The sequence below is a fragment of the Pedococcus sp. genome (assembly GCF_036000045.1).
GTDB lineage: Bacteria > Actinomycetota > Actinomycetes > Actinomycetales > Dermatophilaceae > Pedococcus.
In genome coordinates this window covers 1-19,834 of record NZ_DASYGF010000037.1, presented here as the reverse complement: position 1 = coordinate 19,834, position 19,834 = coordinate 1, and the positions used below count along the sequence as shown (strand labels likewise).

Sequence of the window (19,834 nt, the reverse complement as noted above, 5' to 3'; positions counted from 1 at the left end):
CTCACTCGACGTTGGCGACGCTGAAGGTGTCGCACCGGTTGAGGTCGCCCGACTGGTAGCCCGTGGTGAACCACTTCTGACGGGCCGCTGCCGAGCCGTGCGTCCACGTCTCGGGGGACACCTGGCCCTGGGCCTTCTGCTGGATGCGGTCGTCGCCCACCGACGAGGCAGCCGAGAGGGCGTCCTTGATGTCGGCCGAGGTGAGCGGCTTGAGCAGCGTGGTGCCCTCCTTGTCCTTGGTGGTGGCCGCGTGGTTGGCCCACACGCCCGCCAGGCAGTCCGCCATCAGCTCGGTGCGCACACTCCCACTCTGGGCGCCCTGCGGGTCCTGCTGGGCCTTGCCGAGCAGCCCGAGGAGGTCCTGGACGTGGTGGCCGTACTCGTGGGCCACGACGTACTCCTGAGCGAGGGGACCGCTGCTGGAGCCGTACTGGGTCGAGAGGACCTGGAAGAAGCTGGCGTCGATGTAGACCTGCTTGTCCAGCGGGCAGTAGAACGGGCCGACCTGGTTCGAGGCCGTGCCGCAGCCGGACTGGGTCGTGCCGTTGTAGAGGACCGTCGTCGCTGGGGTGTAGGTGCGGCCGTAGCGCGGGAGCTCGGACGCCCAGAAGGCGTTGACCGAGTTGACCGTGCCGATGACCCGGCAGGTGTCGCTGCGGTTGGCGTCGGCCCCGGTGCGGCACTGCGTGAACGCATTGGGGTCCTGGCTGCCCCCGGGCTGCACCTGCCCCTGGCTCAGCGCCCCTGGGTCGGTGGACGTCTGGCCCGGGTTGAGCCCGAAGATGACCGCGATGATCAGGATGATGAGGCCGCCGACGCCCCCGCCCACCATGAGGCCACCGGGTGCGCCGCCGCCCCCGCCGGACTGCACCTGCGACGTGTCGAGCTGGGCGTTGTCGTTGAAAGTCATCTCGTCTCCGCCGTCCGATGGGCCTGCCAGCCCGAGTCGTCCCTGCCGTTAGACTAGGCGCAGCAACCCTTGCGCGGCGCACCTGCAGTTCGCCGGAGCGTGCCCCCCTGTCGATGTCTGGAGTTCTGTCGTGATTGCCGCCAGTGGGATCGAGCTGCGTGCTGGGTCGCGACTGCTCCTCGACGGCGCGACGTTCCGGATCGCGGCGGGGGACCGCGTCGGTCTCGTCGGGCGCAACGGCGCCGGCAAGACGACGCTGACCAAGGTGCTCGCCGGTCAGGGCCAGCCGGCGGCAGGCAGCGTCACGAGCAGCGGCGAGGTGGGCTACCTGCCGCAGGACCCGCGCACCGGTGACCTCCACGTCCTGGCCCGCGACCGCATTCTCTCGGCCCGCGGGCTCGACCGGATCATCAGCCAGATGCGCGAGGCCGAGGGTGCGATGGCCAGCACCGACGACGAGACCCGCGAGAAGGCCATGCGTCGCTACGCCCGGCTGGAGGGCGAGTTCACCACCCAGGGCGGGTATGCCGCGGAGTCCGAGGCGGCGTCCATCGCCAGTGCCCTGGCGCTCGAGGAGCGCATCCTCGGCCAGCCGCTGTCCACGCTCTCGGGCGGCCAGCGGCGCCGGGTGGAGCTGTCGCGGATCCTGTTCTCCGGCGCTGAGACCCTGCTCCTCGACGAGCCGACCAACCACCTCGACGCGGACTCGATCGCCTGGCTGCGCGACTACCTCAAGGGCTACCAGGGCGGCCTGGTCGTCATCAGCCACGACGTCGAGCTGCTCGACGCGGTGGTCAACCGCGTGTTCCACCTCGACGCCAACCGTGGCGAGCTCGACCTCTACAACGTCGGCTGGAAGCCCTATCTCCTCCAGCGTGAGACCGACGAGCGTCGTCGCAAGCGTGAGTACGCCAACGCCACGAAGAAGGCCAGCGCCCTGATGGAGCAGGCCGAGAAGATGCGCGCCAAGGCGACCAAGGCCACGGCGGCCCAGAACATGATCAAGCGCGCCGAGCGGATGCTGGCCGGCGTCGAGGGGGAGCGGACCAGCGACAAGGTCGCCAAGCTGCGCTTCCCCGAGCCGGCGCCGTGCGGTCGCACGCCGCTGCGGGCCTCGGGGCTGTCCCGGTCCTACGGCAGCCAGGAGGTCTTCACCGATGTCGACCTGGCCATCGACCGCGGCTCGCGTGTCGTGGTGCTGGGGCTCAACGGCGCCGGCAAGACGACGTTGCTGCGCATGCTGGCGGGCGTGGACACGCCTGACACCGGGCAGGTCGAGCCGGGGCACGGGCTCAAGCTCGGCTACTACGCCCAGGAGCACGAGAACATCGACGTCGACCGGTCGGTGCTGGCGAACATGAAGTCCGCCGCCCCCGACTCGTTCGGGGAGACCGAAGTGCGCAAGGTGCTCGGATCGTTCCTGTTCAGCGGGGACGACGTCGACAAGCCGGCCGGCGTCCTGTCCGGTGGCGAGAAGACCCGGCTGTCGCTGGCGATGCTCGTGGTCTCCTCGGCCAACGTGCTGCTGCTCGACGAGCCGACGAACAACCTCGACCCCGCTTCGCGCGAGGAGATCCTCGGGGCCCTGCGCACCTACAAGGGCGCGGTCGTCCTCGTCACCCACGACGAGGGTGCCGTCGAGGCGCTGGAGCCCGAGCGCATCCTCCTGCTGCCCGACGGCGTCGAGGACCTGTGGGGCCAGGACTACCTCGACCTCATCTCCCTCGCCTAGTCGGGCCCTCGATCGCCCACTGAAGTAGGGGGCATTGGGGTCGAATAATGGACGGTTATGCAATCCATAACCGTTTTGGCACAATGGGGCGGTGACCCAGACCCCCACGCGACCCCAGCGGCAGGCCGGCAAGGCGACCGGCGCCTGGGCCGACGGCGACCGCACGCCGCTGAACCCCAACGAGGAGTTCAAGCAGGCCGACGACGGCCTCAACGTGCGCGCCCGGATCGAGGAGATCTACGCCCGGGAGGGCTTCGCGAGCATCCCGGGTGAGGACCTGCGCGGGCGGATGCGCTGGTGGGGTCTCTACACCCAGCGCAAGCCCGGCATCGACGGCGGCAAGACCGCGACCCTCGACCCGAGCGAGCTCGACGCCGAGTACTTCATGCTCCGAGTCCGCAGCGACGGTGGCGCCCTCGACGCCGGCCAGCTGCGCACCGTGGCGCAGATCAGCCAGGAGTTCGCCCGCGACACCGCCGACGTCACCGACCGGCAGAACATCCAGCTGCACTGGATCCGGGTCGAGGACGTCCCCGAGATCTGGCGCCGTCTCGAGTCCGTCGGACTGACGACCTCCGAGGCCTGTGGCGACACGCCCCGCGTCATCCTCGGCTCACCGGTCGCGGGCATCGCGGCCGACGAGGTGCTCGACGGCAGCTGGGCCGTGCGCGAGATCCGTGACCGCTACATCGGCAGTCCCGAGTTCTCCAACCTGCCACGCAAGTTCAAGACCGCGATCTCGGGCAGCCCGAGCCTCGACGTCGCGCACGAGGTCAATGACATCTCGTTCGTGGGCGTCGACCACCCTGAGCACGGCCCGGGCTTCGACGTGTGGGTCGGCGGCGGCCTGTCGACCAACCCGATCTTCGCGCAGCGCCTCGGCGCCTGGGTGCCCCTCGCGGAGGTCCCCGACGTCTGGAAGGGCGTCGCGTCGATCTTCCGCGACTACGGCTACCGGCGCCTGCGAAACCGGGCGCGCCTGAAGTTCCTCATGGCCGACTGGGGCCCCGAGCGGTTCCGCGAGATCCTCGAGACCGAGTACCTCGGGCACCCCCTGCTCGACGGTCCAGCACCGCAGGCGCCCTCCGAGCACCGCCGTGACCACGTCGGCGTGCACCCCCAGAAGGACGGCAGGTTCTGGGTCGGCGTCGCGCCCGTGGCCGGTCGCGTCAGCGGCTCCACCCTGTATGCCGTGGCCGAGCTGGCCGCTCGGCACGGCTCCGGCCGGGTGCGCCTGACCGCCCACCAGAAGCTGCTCGTCCTCGACGTGCCCCAGCGGGAGGTCGCCGCCCTGACGGCCGCCCTCGACGAGGTCGGCCTGCCCTCCGCCCCCAGCGAGTGGCGCCGCAGCCTGATGGCCTGCACCGGCATCGAGTTCTGCAAGCTGGCGCTGGTCGAGACCAAGGCGCGCGCCGCGACGGTCATCGCCGAGATGGAGCGGCGGCTCCCGGACTTCGACGTGCCGTTCTCGATCCACATCAACGGCTGCCCCAACTCCTGTGCGCGCACCCAGGTCGCCGACATCGGTCTCAAGGGCATGGTCCAGACCGACGACGACGGCAACCTCGTCGAGACCTTCCAGGTGCACCTCGGTGGTGGGCTCGGCACCGAGCCGCAGCTCGCCCGCAAGACCCGGGCCCTGAAGGTCCGCGCCGAGGAGCTGCCGGACTATGTCGAGCGGCTGGCCGGCCGGTTCCTCGAGCAGCGTGAGGGCGAGGAGTCGTTCGCCCACTGGGCTCACCGGGCAGAGGAGGACGACCTGCGATGAGCCGCGAAGCCACGCCGATCTACTACTGCCCGTTCTGCGCCGAGGAGGACCTGAGGCCCGTCGAGGAGCCGCAGGGAGCCTGGCGGTGCGGTGCGTGCGCCCGCGTGTTCAGCGTCCAGCTCGCGCGGGTCGACACGACTCGCATCCCGGGCCGCATCGCCGAAGCGGAAGCACTCCAGCAGGAGAGCCGGCCATGACCACCACGACCACGGACACGAGGTCCGTCGAGGACCTGCGCGCCCTCGCGGCCGAGGCGGCCGGGCGTTTCGCCGCGCTGGAGGCGGACCCGGCCAACGCGGCATACGAGGGACGGGTCGAGGTCGCGCGTCAGACGCTCACCTGGGCCGCGGAGGCGTTCGGCGAGCACCTCACAGTCGCCTCCTCGATGGGTGACGAGGTGCTGGTGCACCTGGTCGGCACGACCATCCCCGGCGCCGACGTGTTCTTCCTCGACACCGGTTACCACTTCGCTGAGACGCTGGGCACGCGTGATGCCTACCAGGCCATGCTGCCGTTGAGGATCCGCACGATCCTGCCGCTGCTCACGGTGGCCCAGCAGGACGCTGAGTACGGCCCGAAGCTACATGACCGGAGCCCGGACTCCTGCTGTGCGATGCGCAAGGTCGAGCCGCTCACCCGTGCGCTGTCGACGCACCAGGCGTGGGTGACCGGCATGCGCCGCGCTGACGCCCCCACCCGCACCGACGTCGGTCTGGTCGGCTGGGACGAGAAGCGGCAGATGGTCAAGCTCAACCCCATCGCCGCGTGGACCGACGACGACGTGGACCGCTATGTCGAGGAGCAGCAGGTGTTCCTCAACCCCCTGCGTCAGGAGGGCTACGCCTCGATCGGCTGCGCCCCGTGCACGCGACCCGTCGCCGAGGGCGAGGACGCCAGGGCAGGCCGCTGGGCCGGCAAGGACAAGACCGAATGCGGGCTGCACACATGACGACGACCCACGAGACCGACGAGGTTCACGACCTCCCCGGCGCCCTGCCTGCGCAGTACACCCTCGACCACCTCGACCACCTCGAGTCCGAGGCGATCCACATCTTCCGCGAGGTGGCAGGGGAGTTCGAGCGACCGGTGGTCCTCTTCTCCGGTGGCAAGGACTCCGTGGTGATGGTTCACCTGGCGCTCAAGGCGTTCGCGCCCGCGGCCCTGCCCTTCACGCTCCTGCACGTCGACACCGGACACAACTTCCCCGAGGTCCTGCAGTACCGCGACGAGACCGTCGCCCGGCTCGGCGCCCGACTCGTCGTGGCCCACGTCCAGGACTACATCGACGACGGCCGGCTGCGCGAGCGTCCCGACGGCACGCGCAACCCCCTGCAGACGGTGCCGTTGCTCGACGCGATCGAGGCCGGCAGGTTCGACGCCGTGTTCGGCGGCGGGCGACGCGACGAGGAGAAGGCCCGCGCCAAGGAGCGCGTGTTCAGCCTGCGTGACTCCTTCGGCGCCTGGGACCCGCGCCGGCAGCGGCCCGAGCTGTGGGACCTCTACAACGGCAAGCACGCTCCGGGTGAGCATGTGCGCGTGTTCCCCCTGTCGAACTGGACCGAGCTCGACGTATGGCGGTACATCGAGCGGGAGCGGATCGCGCTGCCCGAGCTGTACTACGCCCACGAGCGCGAGGTGTTCCAGCGCGACGGCATGTGGCTCTCGCCCGGTGAGTGGGGTGGCCCCAAGGAGACCGAGCAGGTGCAGCGCCGCGTCGTCCGCTACCGCACGGTCGGGGACATGAGCTGCACCGGCGCGGTCGACTCGTCCGCCTCGGACGTGGCGGGCGTCATCCTCGAGCTCGCCGCCTCACGGCTCACCGAACGTGGTGCCACCCGCGCCGACGACCGGATGTCCGAGGCCGCCATGGAGGACCGTAAGAAGCAGGGGTACTTCTGATGACGACGACCACGACAACGACGGCCACGGCCACGACCACGGCAACGACCACGCGCCGTCACGACCTGCTGCGTCTGGCGACGGCGGGCTCCGTGGACGACGGCAAGTCCACCCTCGTGGGCCGGCTCCTCTATGACACCAAGTCCGTCCTCGCAGACCAGCTCGACGCGGTCGAGCGCGTCAGCCGTGAGCGCGGCCTCGACGCCGCCGACCTCGCGCTCCTGACCGACGGGCTGCGTGCCGAGCGCGAGCAGGGCATCACCATCGACGTCGCCTACCGGTACTTCTCGACGGCCACCCGCTCCTATGTCCTGGCCGACACCCCCGGGCACGTCCAGTACACCCGAAACATGGTGACCGGTGCCTCGACGGCAGAGCTGGCGCTCATCCTCATCGACGCCCGGCACGGGGTCGTCGAGCAGACCCGGCGCCACCTCGCGGTGACCGGTCTGCTCGGTGTCCGTCACGTGGCGGTGGCCGTCAACAAGATGGACCTCGTCGGCTGGGACCAGGCGCGCTTCGACGAGATCGTGGCCGAGTTCACCCACCACGCAACGCGGTTCGGCATCGTAGACGTGGTGGCCGTTCCCGTCTCTGCGCTCTTCGGGGACAACGTGGTCGACCGCTCCGAGCGGGCGAGCTGGTATACCGGTCCGACCCTGCTGGAGCACCTCGAGTCGGTGCCGGTGGGCACCGACCCGTCCATCCAGCCGCTACGCGTGCCGGTGCAGTACGTCATCCGTCCCCAGAGTGCCGAGCACCGGGACTACCGCGGGTATGCCGGTCGGCTCGCCTCCGGCGTCGTCCGCCCCGGCGACGAGGTCATGGTGCTGCCCAGCGGCCGGACCACGACGGTGGCAGGCATCGACCGCGCCCGGGCAGACGGCTCGATCGAGTCCCTCGATGTCGCGTACGCACCCCAGTCCGTGGTCCTGCGCCTCTCCGACGACCTCGACGTGTCCCGCGGCGACCTCATCGCGTCCGCGCAGGAGCCGGGTCTGCTGACCCGGTCGCTGGCCGGCACGGTGGCGGTCCTGTCCGACCGGCCGCTGCGGCAGCGCGACCGGGTCCTCCTGCGCGTGGGGACTCGAACCGTCCGGGCGCTGGTGGACGACATCGTCGACCAGCTCGACATCGAGACCATGGAGCACCGGACGGCCCCAGATGGCCTGTCCCTCAACGCGATCGGCCGTGTGCGCATCCGGCTTGCCGAGGACATCGCCATCGACGACTATCGCACCCTCCGGCGTACCGGCGCTTTCCTGCTGATCGACGAGAGCGACGGGGCGACGCTGGCCGCGGGCATGGCGGACGCTCCGGACCGCAGCGCGGGCGAAGGCATCTGATGCAGCACCCTTCGTACCCCCTGACGCTCGACCTCACGGGTCGACGCGTCGTGGTGGTGGGTGGGGGACCGGTCGCCGCGCGTCGAGCGGCGGGAGTGGTGGCAGCCGGGGGAGTGGTCGACGTCATCGCGCCCTGGCTCTGCGAGGACCTGCTGGCGAGTGTGCAGGCGGGCGACATCCGTTGGTACGACAGGGACTACGTCGCTGGCGACCTCATCGAGCCGCGGGCCGCGTGGCTGGTCCACACGGCGACCGGCTCGCCCGACGTGGACGCGCAGGTGGCCCGAGAGGCAGAGGCCGCGCGCATCTGGTGCGTCCGGGCCGACAACGGCGCCGCCTCCAGCGCGTGGACACCCGCCGTCGCCCGGGGCGCCTCGGGAGGTCCTGCCGAGGGCCTGACCGTGGCGGTCTCCGGAGGGGGTGACCCGCGACGGGCCGCGGCGGTGCGCGATGCCGTGCACGCCGCTCTCGACAGCGGCACGCTACCCGTGCGGCGCGTGCGGACGTTGGGCAAGACCCCCCAGCACTCGGCCGAGCCCACCGTGGGCAGGGTCGCACTCGTGGGCGGGGGTCCTGGTGCAGACGACCTGGTCACGGTGCGTGGCCGGGCCCTGCTCGCGGCCGCCGATGTCGTCGTCACCGACCGCCTTGGTCCCCGTGGCCTGTTGAAGGCCCTGTCCACTGACGTCGAGGTCGTCGACGTCGGCAAGACCCCTGGTCATCACCCGGTCAGCCAGGACCGCATCAACGAGCTGCTGGTCCACCACGCCCGACTGGGCAAGCACGTCGTCCGGCTCAAGGGGGGCGACCCCTTCGTTCTCGGCCGCGGCGGCGAGGAGGCCCTGTACTGCGCCGAGCACGGCATACCGGTGGAGGTCGTCCCCGGCGTCACCTCAGCCGTCTCGGTGCCGGCCGCGGCAGGCATCCCCGTCACCCACCGTGGCATCACCGCCTCGTTCGTGGTCGCCTCCGCGCACGAGGGCGCGGACCACGTCGTGCGCGCGGCCACCGACGCCGCCCCTGACGCGACTCTGGTCCTGCTCATGGGCGTCACCCGGTTGGGCGAGACAGCCGCGGCGCTGGTCCGTGCTGGTCGTCCAGCTGACACCCCAGTTGCCCTCATCGAGCGCGGCTGGACGCCGGACCAGCGCACCACGACCACCACTCTGGGCCACGCGGCTGCGGACGCCGCGGCGGCCGGTGTCACCGCCCCCGCCGTGGTCGTCGTCGGTGAGGTCGTCTCCCTTCGTGCCGTTCTCGGCGACCTCGCGGGGGAGTAGCGTCGCCCGCGTGACCCCACGCCGAGACATCCTGCTGCTGGCCCACGGGTCGCCCGACCCCCGGCACGCTGCCGGCGTGGAGGAGCTCGCCGCCCACGTGCGGGCGCGGACCCCAGGGCGCGCCGTGCACACGGCATACCTCGACCATCACCCGCCCAGCCCCAGCGACGCCGCCACCGTCCTCGCGGGGCCGACCGTGGTCGTGCCCGTGCTCCTCACCCCCGCCTTCCACGCCAAGGTCGACGTGCCCTCCGCGGTCGCCGAGCTCAGCCGGGGGTCCGGCCTGCGCATCGACCTGGCGGCGCCGCTCGGCCCGCACAGCCTGCTCCTCGACGCGGCCGAGGAGCTGCTCGCCGCCGAGGGCGTGAGGGCTTCCCCGACGACGGCAGTCATCCTGTATGCCGCCGGCTCCAGCGACAGTGCCGCCGTCCTCACGGTGGCCGAGACCATCGCCGCATCGCCGCGCCGGGGCTGGGGACCGTGGGCGGTCGCCGCCCTGGACGGCGGCTCCTCGCTCGACGACGTGCTGCGCGGGCTGCCGGACGAGGTGGAGCGCACCGTGGCGGTCTCCTTCATGGTGGCCGAGGGCGTCCTGCGCGACCGCATGGCCCAGGCCTGCGGACGGCACGGTGTCACGATGGTGCACGGTGCCCTGGCCCGCACGAGGGCCGTGGCCGAGCTCGTCCTCGAGCGGGCCGATAGCCTCACTGTGTGACGCCCACCCCCACCCGTCCCCACCCCCACCTGAGGGTCGAGCGCGACGGCGCACTGCTGACGGTGACCCTCGACCATGCCGAGCGCCGGAACGCGCAGACGCCGAGTCTGTGGACCGCACTGGGCGACCTCGCAGCCAGTCTCGACCCAGCCGTCCGGGTGGTCGTCCTGCGTGCGGAGGGGCCGTCGTTCTCGGCGGGGCTGGACCGGCAGATGCTCTCGCCCGCTCCCGTGGAGGGGGAGCCGTCCATGCTCGAGGTCGCCGCTCGCAGCACGACCGAGACCGAGGACCTGATCGAGGGCTTCCAGCACGGGTTCACCCGCTGGGCCGACGTCCCGGCAGTGGTGGTCGCAGCGGTGCAGGGGCATGCCGTGGGAGCCGGGTTCCAGCTCGCTCTCGCAGCCGACCTGCGGGTGGTCGCCGACGACGTCCAGCTCGCCATGCGCGAGACCTCACTCGGCCTCGTGCCCGACCTGGCCGGCCTGTCGCCTCTCGTCGCGGCCGTGGGACCGGCTCGCGCGCTCGAGATCTGCGCGACCGGCCGGGCCGTGGGCGCGATCGAGGCGGTGAACACGGGGCTGGCCAACGTCGCCGTTCCGAGGGCGGAGCTCGACGCCACCGTGGCCGACCTCGTGGCGGCCCTGCTCAGCACACCCGAAGCGGCGTTGCGAGCCCTCAAGCCCCTGGTCCGCTCGGCGGCCACCGAGAACCGGACCACCCAGGTGCGGTTCGAGCGGGAGGCCCAGGCGCGCCTGCTGCACGACCTCGCGCAGGGCCTGGGGAATGCCGCCGGTGGTCCAGGGCGTTCCACCGCCTGAACCGAGGAGGACCACCTGTGAGCATGTCCGGCTGGATGGCGATGCGGTCGCTCACCCGAGACGACTCCGTCAAGGACCGCAAGCTCGCGCCGGGCACGGCGCGGCGCGTGGCGGCATACGGCAAGCCGTTCCGTCGCGAGATCCTGCTGTTCGTCGTGCTGGTCGTCATCGACTCGGCGCTCGTCGTCGCCACGCCGCTGTTGCTCAAGGAGCTCATCGACCGCGGCATCACCCCGCGCGACCGGGGCGTGGTCGTCGAGCTGTCGCTCATCGTCGCGGCACTGGCCATCGGCGACGGCGTGCTGAGCCTGGTCGAGCGCTGGTACTCCGCACGGATCGGCGAGGGCCTGATCTACGCCCTGCGCACCGAGGTGTTCTCCCACGTCCTGAAGCAGCCCATCGCCTTCTTCACCCGCGCCCAGACCGGCGCGTTGGTCAGCCGCCTCAACAGCGACGTGCTCGGCGCCCAGCAGGCCTTCACCTCGGTGCTGTCCAGCGTCGTGAGCAACGTGGTCTCCCTGGCGCTGATCATCGCCACCATGGCCTCCCTCTCCTGGCAGCTCACCCTCGCCTCGCTCGCCCTCGTGCCCTTCTTCCTCATCCCCGCGCGCTACATGGGTCGCCGCCTGGCCGGTCTGACGCACGCACAGATGGGGCTCAACGCCGACATGGGCACGCGCATGACCGAACGCTTCAACGTGGCGGGAGCCTTGCTGGTCAAGGTGTTCGGCGACGCGCGCCGCGAGGACGAGGAGTATGCCGTCCGCGCGGCCGGCGTCCGCGACATGGGCGTGCGCATCGCCCTGAACCGTGGCGTCTTCTTCGTCGCGCTCACCCTGGTGGCCTCGCTCGCGACCGCCATGGTCTACGGGTTCGGCGGCCTGATGGCCGTAGGTGGGCAGCTGACCGTCGGCACGCTGCTGGCCCTGACCGCCCTGCTGGCCCGGCTTTACGGCCCGCTCACGTCGCTCTCTAACGTGCGAGTCGACGTGATGACGGCGCTGGTGTCGTTCGAGCGCGTCTTCGAGGTGCTCGACCTCGAGCCCCTCATCACCGAGCGGGCCGATGCCGCGCCGCTGCCGGGCGGCCCGGTCGGCGTCGAGGTCGACGCGGTCGCGTTCCGCTACCCCTCAGCCGACGAGGTGTCACTGGCCTCGCTGGAGAGCACCGCTGCGGGCGACCGCAAGGGCGGGGGCGTCGTGCTGCGCGATATCTCCTTCACCGTCCGGCCAGGAGAGCTCGTGGCGCTGGTCGGCCCCAGCGGTGCGGGGAAGACGACCATCACCAACCTCGTGGCCCGGCTGTACGACCCGTCTGCGGGAGCCGTACGGATCAACGGTATGGACCTGCGAGACGCCACGCTGGAGTCGGTGCATCGCACGGTGGGCGTCGTCACCCAGGAGGCCCACCTGTTCCACGACACGATCCGGGCCAACCTCGCCTATGCCGCTCCCTCGGCGACGGAGGCCCAGATGGTCGATGCGCTCAAGGCCGCGCAGGTGTGGTCGCTCGTCGGCTCGCTGCCCGAGGGACTCGACACCGTGGTCGGTGACCGCGGGCACCGGCTCTCCGGTGGCGAGAAGCAGCGGCTCGCCCTGGCGCGGCTGCTGCTCAAGGGTCCCGGTCTGCTCGTCCTCGACGAGGCCACGGCTCACCTCGACAGCGAGTCCGAGGCGGCAGTGCAGCACGCGCTCGACCGGGCGCTGACGGGCCGGACGGCCCTGGTCATCGCGCACCGGCTGTCGACCGTGCGCGGCGCGGACCAGATCCTCGTCGTCGACGACGGTCGCATCATCGAGCGTGGGACGCACCATGAGCTCATGGCGCGCGGTGGGCTGTATGCCGACCTGTACACGACGCAGTTCGCGGACCAGGAGTCCGACGTCCCCGCCTGAGCCGCGGCCCTGTCGTGCTCGTCGCCCTACGCGTCTTCTTCGTCCCAGATCCGCACTTTGACCGGACGGCGAGGAGTCTCGACGCCTGTGCCGCCAGTGGTCCCGCCACCGTGCATGGTCTCGAGGTGCTCCCGGCGGGCGCCGAACAGCACCAGCACGACGCCGGCCAGCATGGCCGCCCACCACTGGAACGCATACGCCTGGTGGGGCCCCAGGTCGGTGTCCGGGGGGTCGAGAGGGGTGGGCCGCTTGGGAGCCGTGCCGTCGGGTAGTCGCTCGACCTGGAGGACCACGTAGCCACCGAGCAGCGGAAGGCCGCTGGCCCGGCTCGCCTCAGTGAGGTTGATGCTCGCGAGCTGACCGGCCGGGAGGGTGTGGCCCAGGGACGGCTCGGTGGGCCGGACCCAGCCCGTCACGGTCACTGGCTGGGCCGGTGCGGACGGGAAGTCGGGGAGCGTGGCGGCGTTCTGGGCGTTGACCACCCAGCCGCGGTCGACGAGCACCGACGAGCCGCTGTCGTCGGTGAAGGGGACCACGACCTCGTAGCCGTAGACGCCGTTATGGGGACGGTTGCGCACAACCATCGTGTCCTGGACGTCGTAGTGGCCGTGCATGGTCACCCGGGTCCACTCCTGCGTGAGCGACAGGGGCGCCGGACTGAGCACCTGCGTCACCGGGCGGGGAGTTGCGTTGTAGTGCGAGTTGATCCGGTCCGCATTGGCGGCCTTGGCCTCGTAGCGGTGCCACTGCCACTGGCCGAGGAAATAGGCCGCGATGCCGAACGCCAGGGCCACAGCCATGGCGCCGAGCCATCGCCGCGAGATGAGCACCCTGAACACCGCATCACGGTACCCGGCTTAGGCTGGGTCTCATGACCGGGCTCCCCTTCCCCGCTGTGCGCGCCACGTCCGGCGCGCCTGAGGGTCTGCCTGGCCTGCCTGACCAGTTCGGCCGCGTCGCCCAGGACCTGCGCGTGTCAGTCACCGACCGCTGCAACCTGCGCTGCCGCTACTGCATGCCCGCCGAGGGACTGCCCTGGCTGGCCAAGCCCGAGATGCTCACCGACGACGAGCTGGTGCGCATCGTGGCGGTCTTCGTCGGCCTCGGGGTCCGCCAGGTCCGGCTCACCGGTGGGGAGCCGCTGCTACGGCGTTCGCTGGTGGAGGTGGTCCGGCGGATCGCCGCGCTCGAGCCCCGGCCCCGGATCGCGATGACGACCAACGGCGTGGGTCTCGACCGGCTCGCGCAGCCGCTGGCCGACGCAGGGCTGGACCGGGTCAACGTCAGCCTTGACACCGTCGACCCCCGCGAGTTCGCCGACCTCACCCGGCGCGACCGGCTGGCCGACGTGGAGGCTGGTCTCGCCGCCGCGGCCGCCGCGGGGCTGACACCCGTGAAGGTCAACGCGGTCGCCATGCGCGGCATCAACGACCACTCCGTGGCCGACCTGCTGCGGTGGTGCCTGGACCGCGGCTTCGAGCTGCGCTTCATCGAGCAGATGCCGTTGGACGCCCAGCACGGGTGGGACGCGTCGACCATGATCGCCGCGCACGAGGTGCGCACCCTGCTGGCCGAGCGGTTCACCCTCACGCCGCTGCCGGAGGCCGACCGTGGGAGTGCGCCGGCGGAGCGCTTCCTCGTCGACGGCGGACCGCACACGGTCGGCATCATCGCCAGTGTGTCCGCGCCGTTCTGCGCAGCCTGTGACCGGACCCGGCTCACCGCCGACGGCCAGGTGCGCAACTGTCTGTTCTCGCGGGCCGAGACCGACCTGCGGGGCCCCCTGCGTGCGGGCGCGAGCGATGCCGAGCTGGCCGACGTCATCCGCGGCGAGATGTGGCGCAAGGCGCGCGGTCATGGCATCGGCACCGCCGACTTCGTGCAGCCTGACCGCCCGATGTCCGCCATCGGCGGCTGAGCGCCAGCGACGGGGCGGGCCGCCCAGCGCCCCTCAGCCGGCGTCGGCGGGGATCTGGTCCGAGGGCACTGTGTCGACGAGAAAGCCCCGGACCGACAGGAACTCGCCCAGGCTCGCGCGGTGGTCGGCACATGCGAGCCACACCTTCCGCCGATCGGCCGTATGCAGCGTGGGGTTGTTCCACAGGTGGGCCCAGGCGGCAGGCGCACGGCAGCCCTTGGCGCTGCACACGAGCGGGACGCTCACGGCTGGATCTGCTCGGGCCGGTCGTCAGAGGAGGGCGCAACCGGGCCGGAGCCCTGCGTCGGTCGGCTGCGCACCGCGTTCGCCATGACGACGGCGATGTAGGGCAGGACGATCGCGGCGATCGCCATGCTGCCCCAGACCCACGCGGGTGCTCCGCGCATGCCGGTGACGGCGGCCCCGACGAAGCAGACGGTCCGCACTGCCATCGTGAGCAGGTAGCGCCGGATCCGGCTCGCCTGCTCCTCTGCCAGGGACTGCGGCACTGACGTCACCGACTGCACCGGCGGGCCTGGCTGATGGCTGCGGTGCGGTCGGTTCATGTGTCCACGATAGGCCGCTTCGGATGCGGCGTACCCATGGGTAGTCGATAGGGTCGCCGCCGAGGGTGAACGCATCGCCGAGCACACGGAGGACATCGATGGCAGGCCGGAACGTGCTGGTCACCGGAGGCAACCGCGGTATCGGGCTCAGCATCGCGAGGGCGCTGGCAGAGGCGGGGGACCAGGTGGTCGTCACGCACCGCTCCGGCGAGCCCCCCGAGGGCCTGCGGGGCGTGCGATGCGATGTCACTGACTCGGCGTCGGTGGACGCCGCGTTCGCCGAGGCGGAGCAGCTCCTCGGCGGCCCGGTCGAGGTGCTCGTCGCCAACGCGGGGGTCACCAAGGACACCCTGCTCATGCGCATGAGCGACGACGATTTCGACACAGTGCTCGACACGAACCTCACCGGCGCCTTCCGATGCGCCCGGCGTGCGGTCAAGGGCATGATCCGGTTGCGGCGTGGGCGGATCATCTTCATCTCGAGCGTGGTGGGCCTCTACGGCTCGCCGGGCCAGACCAACTACGCCGCGAGCAAGGCAGGTCTCATCGGCCTGGCCAGGTCGATCTCCCGCGAGCTCGGCGGTCGCGGCATCACCGCCAACGTGGTCGCGCCAGGGTTCATCGAGACCGACATGACAGCCGAGCTCCCCGAGGACCGCAAGAAGGCCTACCAGGCCACCATTCCCGCGGGCCGCTTCGCCCAGCCCGAGGAGGTCGCTGCCGCGGTGCGGTTCCTCGCCGGTGACGACGCGGCATACATCACCGGCGCCGTGATCCCCGTCGACGGCGGCCTCGGCATGGGCCACTGAGCCCGTCCGCCCATCCCACCCCCAGCGAAAGAGATCCCGACATGCTGCTCGAGGGCAAGAAGCTCCTGATCACCGGTGTCCTGATGGACTCCTCCATCGCCTTCCACGTCGCGAAGATCGCGCAGGAGCAGGGCGCCGAGGTCGTGCTGACCTCGTTCGGACGGACGTTCAAGATCACCCAGACGATCGCCAAGCGCCTTCCCACCACGCCCCCCGTGGTGGAGCTCGACGTCACGGACGCCGACCACCTGGACTCGCTGGCCGAGCGGCTGGGCGAGCACGTCGACCGCCTCGACGGGGTGCTGCACTCGATCGGCTTCGCGCCCCAGGGGGCGTTCAACTTCCTCGAGGGCACCTTCGAGGACGTGTCCACGGCGATGCACGCCTCCGCATACTCGCTCAAGAGCCTGGGCGTCGCGACGCTGCCCCTCATGCGGGACGGCGGCAGCATCGTGGGGTTGACGTTCGACGCGAAGTTCGCGTGGCCGGTCTACGACTGGATGGGTGTCGCCAAGGCCGCCTTCGAGTCGACCAACCGCTACCTCGCGCGCGATCTTGGACCCAAGGGCATCCGCTGCAACCTCGTGGCGGCCGGGCCGATCCGCACGACCGCGGCCAAGTCGATCCCCGGCTTCCAGACCTTCGAGGACACCTGGAACACACGGGCCCCGCTGGGCTGGGACGTCAACGACGCGGTGCCTGCGGCCAAGGCCTGCGCGGTGCTGCTGTCGGACTGGTTCCCGGCCACCACCGGTGAGATCGTCCACGTCGACGGCGGCGTGCACGCGATGGGGCAGTGACTGCCCCACGGTGTGGGGCGGCGGCGCTGCCGTCCGGTTTGTCCCCCCAGCCCCACTAGGCTCCGCTGCATGACGCCTGAGTCCGCCGTCGTCGTGAGCGAGGTCCGGGTCCTCGAGGGCCCCAACCTCTACTTCGCCAAACCGGCCATCAAGGTCACCCTGCAGCTGCCGGGCTACTTGAGCGCCGAGGCCGCTGCGCTCTCGGCGCTCGCGCAGGGGGTCGGGCTGCGCAGCTCGCGGCCGGGTGCGCCAGGCACCGAGCAGCGGCAGCGGTTCGTGATGCGGCTCGTGCGCCGTGCGGTGCGGGCGCTGGCGCAGGCGAGCGGCACCTCGCGACTGGGCGTGCGGGTCCGCGCCGGGCAGGGCACGGAGCAGGTCGTCGTCGCGTTCGTCTGGCGTCGTCGCGCCCGGGGAGAGGCGCTCGGCCATGCTGTCGCGCCCGTGCTGGCTGCCTGGCTGGAGGGCGGCGATGTCGTCGCCGAGCAGGCCGAGGCGATCAGCCATACAGAGCCCGGCGAGCGCCCCCACGTCGTCAAGCCCACCATCCCCGTGGCATCGGTGACCGGTACGAACGGCAAGACGACGACGACGCGGCTCCTCGGTCACATCGGCATGACCGCCGGGCTGCGGACGGCCTGGTCGTCCACCGACGGCGTGGTCGTCCAGGGCGAGAACGTGGAGGCGGGCGACTACTCGGGGCCCGCCGGCGCCCGCGCCGTGCTGGCGACCCCCGGCGTGCAGCTCGGCATCCTCGAGACCGCGCGTGGCGGGATGCTCCTCAAGGGGATGGGTGTCGCGACCAACGACGTCAGCGTCGTCACCAACGTGTCCGCCGACCATCTCGGTCTCCAGGGCATCGACACCGTGGACCAGCTCGCCGAGGTCAAGGCGATCGTCACCAAGGCCACCAAGCCCACCGGCTGGGTGGTGCTCAACGGCGAGGACCCGCGTGTCTGGGCCATGCGGAACGGCATCCGGGCCCGGCCCTGGGCGTTCACGCTGCGCTCGGACGCCCCGGCGGTCCGTGAGGCGCTCGACGCAGGTGGCCGGGCCATCACGGTGCTCGACGGTCACATCACCGTGCTCGCCGGGGGTCACGACCCCGACCGCCTCGTCAGCATCCTCGACGTGCCCGCCACCCTCTCAGGGCTGTCCCAGCACAACATCGCCAACGCTCTGGCGGCAGCCGCTGCGGCGCTCGGCCTCGGCCTGCCCCGCGCGGCCGTGGTGGAGGGCCTGAAGACGTTCGCCCCGGACGACCGGCTCAACCCGGGCCGGATGAACACCTACACCCTCACGCGCAGCGACGGCGCCAGGATCACCGTCATCGTGGACCTTGCGCACAACGAGGCCGGCCTCGAGGCGCTGATGGACGTGGCGCACGGCCTCAAGGCCCCGGGCGGTCAGGTCCATGTGGGTCTCGGGGTCGCCGGAGACCGCACCGACGAGCTGCTCGAGTCCATCGGCGAGCTGGCGGGGCTGCGGGCCGACCGGGTCGTGGCCGCCCACAAGGCGCACTACCTACGCGGGCGCACCATGGCCGAGCTCGAGAGCCACCTGCGCGTGGGGCTGGCGCGCGCCGGGGTGGCTGACATCGACTCGTTCGAGACCGAGCTCGCCGGACTCCAGGCGCTCGTGCCTGGTGCGGCCGACGGCGATGTCGTCGCCCTCATGTGCCACTCCGAGCGCGTCCAGGTGGCGGCGTGGCTGGCGCAGCAGGGTGCCACCGTGGACAGCCCCGAGGACATCCGCCGCAAGGTGGTAGCGGCGCGCGGCGAGCACGAGCTCGAGGCCGAGATCACCGAGCTGTGGGCGATGCCCGACGCCCAGGCGCGCCCTGCTGCGGCGGCGCGGCTACGCGCCCATCGGCCCGGCGACCCTCGGTTGGTCTATGAGCTGGCCAGCGCGTACGACGCGGCTTCCCAGGAGGAGACTGCGATCCCGCTCTACCGCGAGGCTCTGGCGGCCGGGCTGCGCGAGCCGCACCGGCACCGCGCGCGGATCCAGCTGGCATCCAGCCTGCGAGCTGTTGGCCAGGCGGACCTGGCCTACTCCCTGCTCACCGAGCTGGCTGTGGAGCGCCCCGGCAACCCTGCCGTCGAGGCGTTCCGGGCCCTCGCTGCGATCGACAGCGGGCGGCCCGGCGAGGCCGTGGCCGATCTCGTCGATGCCCTGCTCCACCATGCGGGGGACGAGGACTCGCAGAGCTACCGGCAGGCACTACACGCGTATGCCGCGGAGCTGCGCGCTCGCTGAAGCGGCTTCTCAGCTCTGCGCAGGCTCCGTCTCGGTGGCTGGCTCGGTGGTGACTGGCTCGGTCGCAGCGGCCTCGTCGCCGTTTACCTGCGCCTCGACCAGGAGCTCGACCGGGTCGAGGTCGGGGTCGCCGATGCCCTTGGCCGAGTGCGCTCCAGGCTGGGCGGAGTGGGTCATCTCCTCGAGCAGGGTGAGCACCTCGGCGTGGTTGTCGACGCAGAGGACGACGATGTCACCCGGATTCGCCCGCGCGAGGCAGTGGCGGACCGCCTCGACCTCGGACAGCACCGTCTCGACCTGACGCAGTCGAGCACCCTCCTTGCCGATCTCGGCCTGGGCGCCCTCGACGATGAGGCTGGCCGTCTCGCCGCGTGGACGTCCACGCAGCCGCTGGTCCTCACGCACGACGACCACGTCGAAGTGCTTGGCCGCGATGGCGCCCAGCTCGCGCATGTCGTCGTCGCGCCGGTCGCCGGCCGTGGAGATCATGCCGATCCGCGACACGCGGCTGAGCTCGACCTGACCGGCCTTCTGCGCGGCATACCGGTCCACGAACTCACCGAGCACCCGCATGCCGGGAGCGTTGTGGCAGTAGTCCACAAACACGTCGACGTGACCGACGTTGACGAGGTTCATGCGGCCGGGGGACAGGTAGTAGCTCGTGGTGAAGGTGCGCAGGCCCTGTCGGATCTCGTGCAGTCCGGCGCCGGCGGCGAAGGCTGCACCGGCTGCGGCCATGGCGTTGGCCACGTTGAACTGTGCGGTGCCGCCGAACGTCGAGGGGAGCAGGTGGGTCCACGCCAGCTGCATCGAGCGGCGGCCGTGCTTGATGACGATCATGTCGCCACGGTCGGTCGGCTCGAGGACGACGGCGCGGCCGCCCCGCCTGCAGTGGTCGTCGATGAAGTCGCGCACGCTGCTGCCCGGAGCCTGGAGCGAGAACCACACGACGCTCCCGGAGCAGCGCCGGCGCATCTTGCGGACGAGGGGATCGTCGGCGTTGAGGACGGCGAACCCGTCACGCGGCACGGCCTCGACGATCACCGCCTTGACGTCAGCCAGCTGCTCGAGGGTGTCGATTCCCTTCATTCCCAGGTGGTCTGGCGCGACGTTGGTGACGAC

Annotated in this window: 19 protein-coding genes; 14 read left to right on the top strand and 5 right to left on the bottom strand. The window is 71.3% G+C overall.

What is annotated here, in order from left to right; translation table 11 throughout:
* Position 1 precedes the first annotated feature (1 nt).
* Positions 2 to 910 (bottom strand): KPN_02809 family neutral zinc metallopeptidase, encoded by a 909-nt coding sequence (gene ypfJ / locus VGN50_RS06730; protein WP_327443941.1) that lies wholly within the window; start codon positions 908 to 910, stop codon positions 2 to 4.
* A 130-nt stretch (positions 911 to 1,040) separates the two neighbouring features.
* Here ypfJ and VGN50_RS06725 point away from each other — a divergent pair, with 130 nt between their 5' ends.
* The 10 genes from VGN50_RS06725 (at position 1,041) to VGN50_RS06680 (ending at position 12,363) form a co-directional block, all read left to right on the top strand.
* Positions 1,041 to 2,642, top strand: a complete 1,602-nt coding sequence (locus tag VGN50_RS06725; RefSeq protein ID WP_327443940.1) for an ABC-F family ATP-binding cassette domain-containing protein — start codon at positions 1,041 to 1,043, stop codon at positions 2,640 to 2,642.
* Positions 2,643 to 2,733: 91 nt separating this feature from the next.
* The gene (locus tag VGN50_RS06720) at positions 2,734 to 4,410 is read left to right on the top strand and encodes a nitrite/sulfite reductase (RefSeq protein WP_327443939.1); all 1,677 of its coding nucleotides are present in this window, start codon (positions 2,734 to 2,736) and stop codon (positions 4,408 to 4,410) included.
* Positions 4,407 to 4,607, top strand: a complete 201-nt coding sequence (locus tag VGN50_RS06715; RefSeq protein WP_327443938.1) for a hypothetical protein — start codon at positions 4,407 to 4,409, stop codon at positions 4,605 to 4,607. The genes VGN50_RS06720 and VGN50_RS06715 overlap by 4 nt, the downstream gene beginning before the upstream one ends.
* Positions 4,604 to 5,359, top strand: coding sequence for a phosphoadenylyl-sulfate reductase (locus tag VGN50_RS06710; protein WP_327443937.1), 756 nt, complete (start codon positions 4,604 to 4,606; stop codon positions 5,357 to 5,359). Before VGN50_RS06715 ends, VGN50_RS06710 begins: the two co-directional genes overlap by 4 nt.
* Entirely contained in the window at positions 5,356 to 6,309 is a 954-nt protein-coding gene (cysD, locus tag VGN50_RS06705; RefSeq protein WP_327443936.1) for a sulfate adenylyltransferase subunit CysD, read from the top strand. The genes VGN50_RS06710 and cysD overlap by 4 nt, the downstream gene beginning before the upstream one ends.
* Positions 6,309 to 7,655: a sulfate adenylyltransferase subunit 1 gene (locus tag VGN50_RS06700; protein ID WP_327443935.1), complete on the top strand. Its 1,347-nt coding sequence runs from the start codon at positions 6,309 to 6,311 to the stop codon at positions 7,653 to 7,655. The genes cysD and VGN50_RS06700 overlap by 1 nt, the downstream gene beginning before the upstream one ends.
* A complete protein-coding gene (gene cobA, locus VGN50_RS06695) occupies positions 7,655 to 8,935 on the top strand; it encodes a uroporphyrinogen-III C-methyltransferase (protein ID WP_327443934.1) in 1,281 nt (426 codons plus the stop codon). Before VGN50_RS06700 ends, cobA begins: the two co-directional genes overlap by 1 nt.
* 10 nt (positions 8,936 to 8,945) lie before the next feature.
* Positions 8,946 to 9,650 carry a sirohydrochlorin chelatase gene (locus tag VGN50_RS06690; protein WP_327443933.1) on the top strand — a complete coding sequence of 235 codons (705 nt, stop codon included), beginning with the start codon at positions 8,946 to 8,948 and terminating at the stop codon, positions 9,648 to 9,650.
* A complete protein-coding gene (locus tag VGN50_RS06685; protein ID WP_327443931.1) occupies positions 9,647 to 10,468 on the top strand; it encodes an enoyl-CoA hydratase/isomerase family protein in 822 nt (273 codons plus the stop codon). Before VGN50_RS06690 ends, VGN50_RS06685 begins: the two co-directional genes overlap by 4 nt.
* 23 nt (positions 10,469 to 10,491) lie before the next feature.
* The gene (locus VGN50_RS06680; RefSeq protein WP_327443942.1) at positions 10,492 to 12,363 is read left to right on the top strand and encodes an ABC transporter ATP-binding protein; all 1,872 of its coding nucleotides are present in this window, start codon (positions 10,492 to 10,494) and stop codon (positions 12,361 to 12,363) included.
* A gap of 26 nt (positions 12,364 to 12,389) precedes the next feature.
* Here the strand turns inward: VGN50_RS06680 and VGN50_RS06675 are convergent, their stop codons facing one another.
* A complete protein-coding gene (locus VGN50_RS06675; protein WP_327443930.1) occupies positions 12,390 to 13,202 on the bottom strand; it encodes an SURF1 family protein in 813 nt (270 codons plus the stop codon).
* A 32-nt stretch (positions 13,203 to 13,234) separates the two neighbouring features.
* Here VGN50_RS06675 and moaA point away from each other — a divergent pair, with 32 nt between their 5' ends.
* On the top strand, positions 13,235 to 14,281 hold the full coding sequence (moaA, locus tag VGN50_RS06670) for a GTP 3',8-cyclase MoaA (protein ID WP_327443929.1): 1,047 nt from the start codon (positions 13,235 to 13,237) through the stop codon (positions 14,279 to 14,281).
* 33 nt (positions 14,282 to 14,314) lie between these two features.
* On the opposite strand, the gene VGN50_RS06665 is transcribed toward moaA, so the two are convergent.
* Entirely contained in the window at positions 14,315 to 14,527 is a 213-nt protein-coding gene (locus tag VGN50_RS06665; protein WP_327443928.1) for a hypothetical protein, read from the bottom strand.
* Entirely contained in the window at positions 14,524 to 14,847 is a 324-nt protein-coding gene (locus VGN50_RS06660; protein WP_327443927.1) for a DUF3099 domain-containing protein, read from the bottom strand. The genes VGN50_RS06665 and VGN50_RS06660 overlap by 4 nt, the downstream gene beginning before the upstream one ends.
* Positions 14,848 to 14,945: 98 nt before the next feature.
* Between VGN50_RS06660 and fabG the strand changes: the two genes are divergently transcribed.
* From fabG to VGN50_RS06645, 3 genes are all read left to right on the top strand, one after another.
* Positions 14,946 to 15,656 (top strand): 3-oxoacyl-[acyl-carrier-protein] reductase, encoded by a 711-nt coding sequence (gene fabG, locus VGN50_RS06655; RefSeq protein WP_327443926.1) that lies wholly within the window; start codon positions 14,946 to 14,948, stop codon positions 15,654 to 15,656.
* 41 nt (positions 15,657 to 15,697) lie between these two features.
* Complete coding sequence (gene fabI / locus VGN50_RS06650; RefSeq protein ID WP_327443925.1) at positions 15,698 to 16,456, top strand: enoyl-ACP reductase FabI; 759 nt, start codon at positions 15,698 to 15,700, stop codon at positions 16,454 to 16,456.
* 69 nt (positions 16,457 to 16,525) lie between these two features.
* Positions 16,526 to 18,712, top strand: a complete 2,187-nt coding sequence (locus tag VGN50_RS06645) for a tetratricopeptide repeat protein (RefSeq protein WP_327443924.1) — start codon at positions 16,526 to 16,528, stop codon at positions 18,710 to 18,712.
* 9 nt (positions 18,713 to 18,721) lie between these two features.
* Here VGN50_RS06645 and VGN50_RS06640 read toward each other — a convergent pair.
* A partial coding sequence (locus VGN50_RS06640; protein ID WP_327443923.1) for a glutamate ligase domain-containing protein occupies positions 18,722 to 19,834 on the bottom strand: 1,113 nt, incomplete at its 5' end.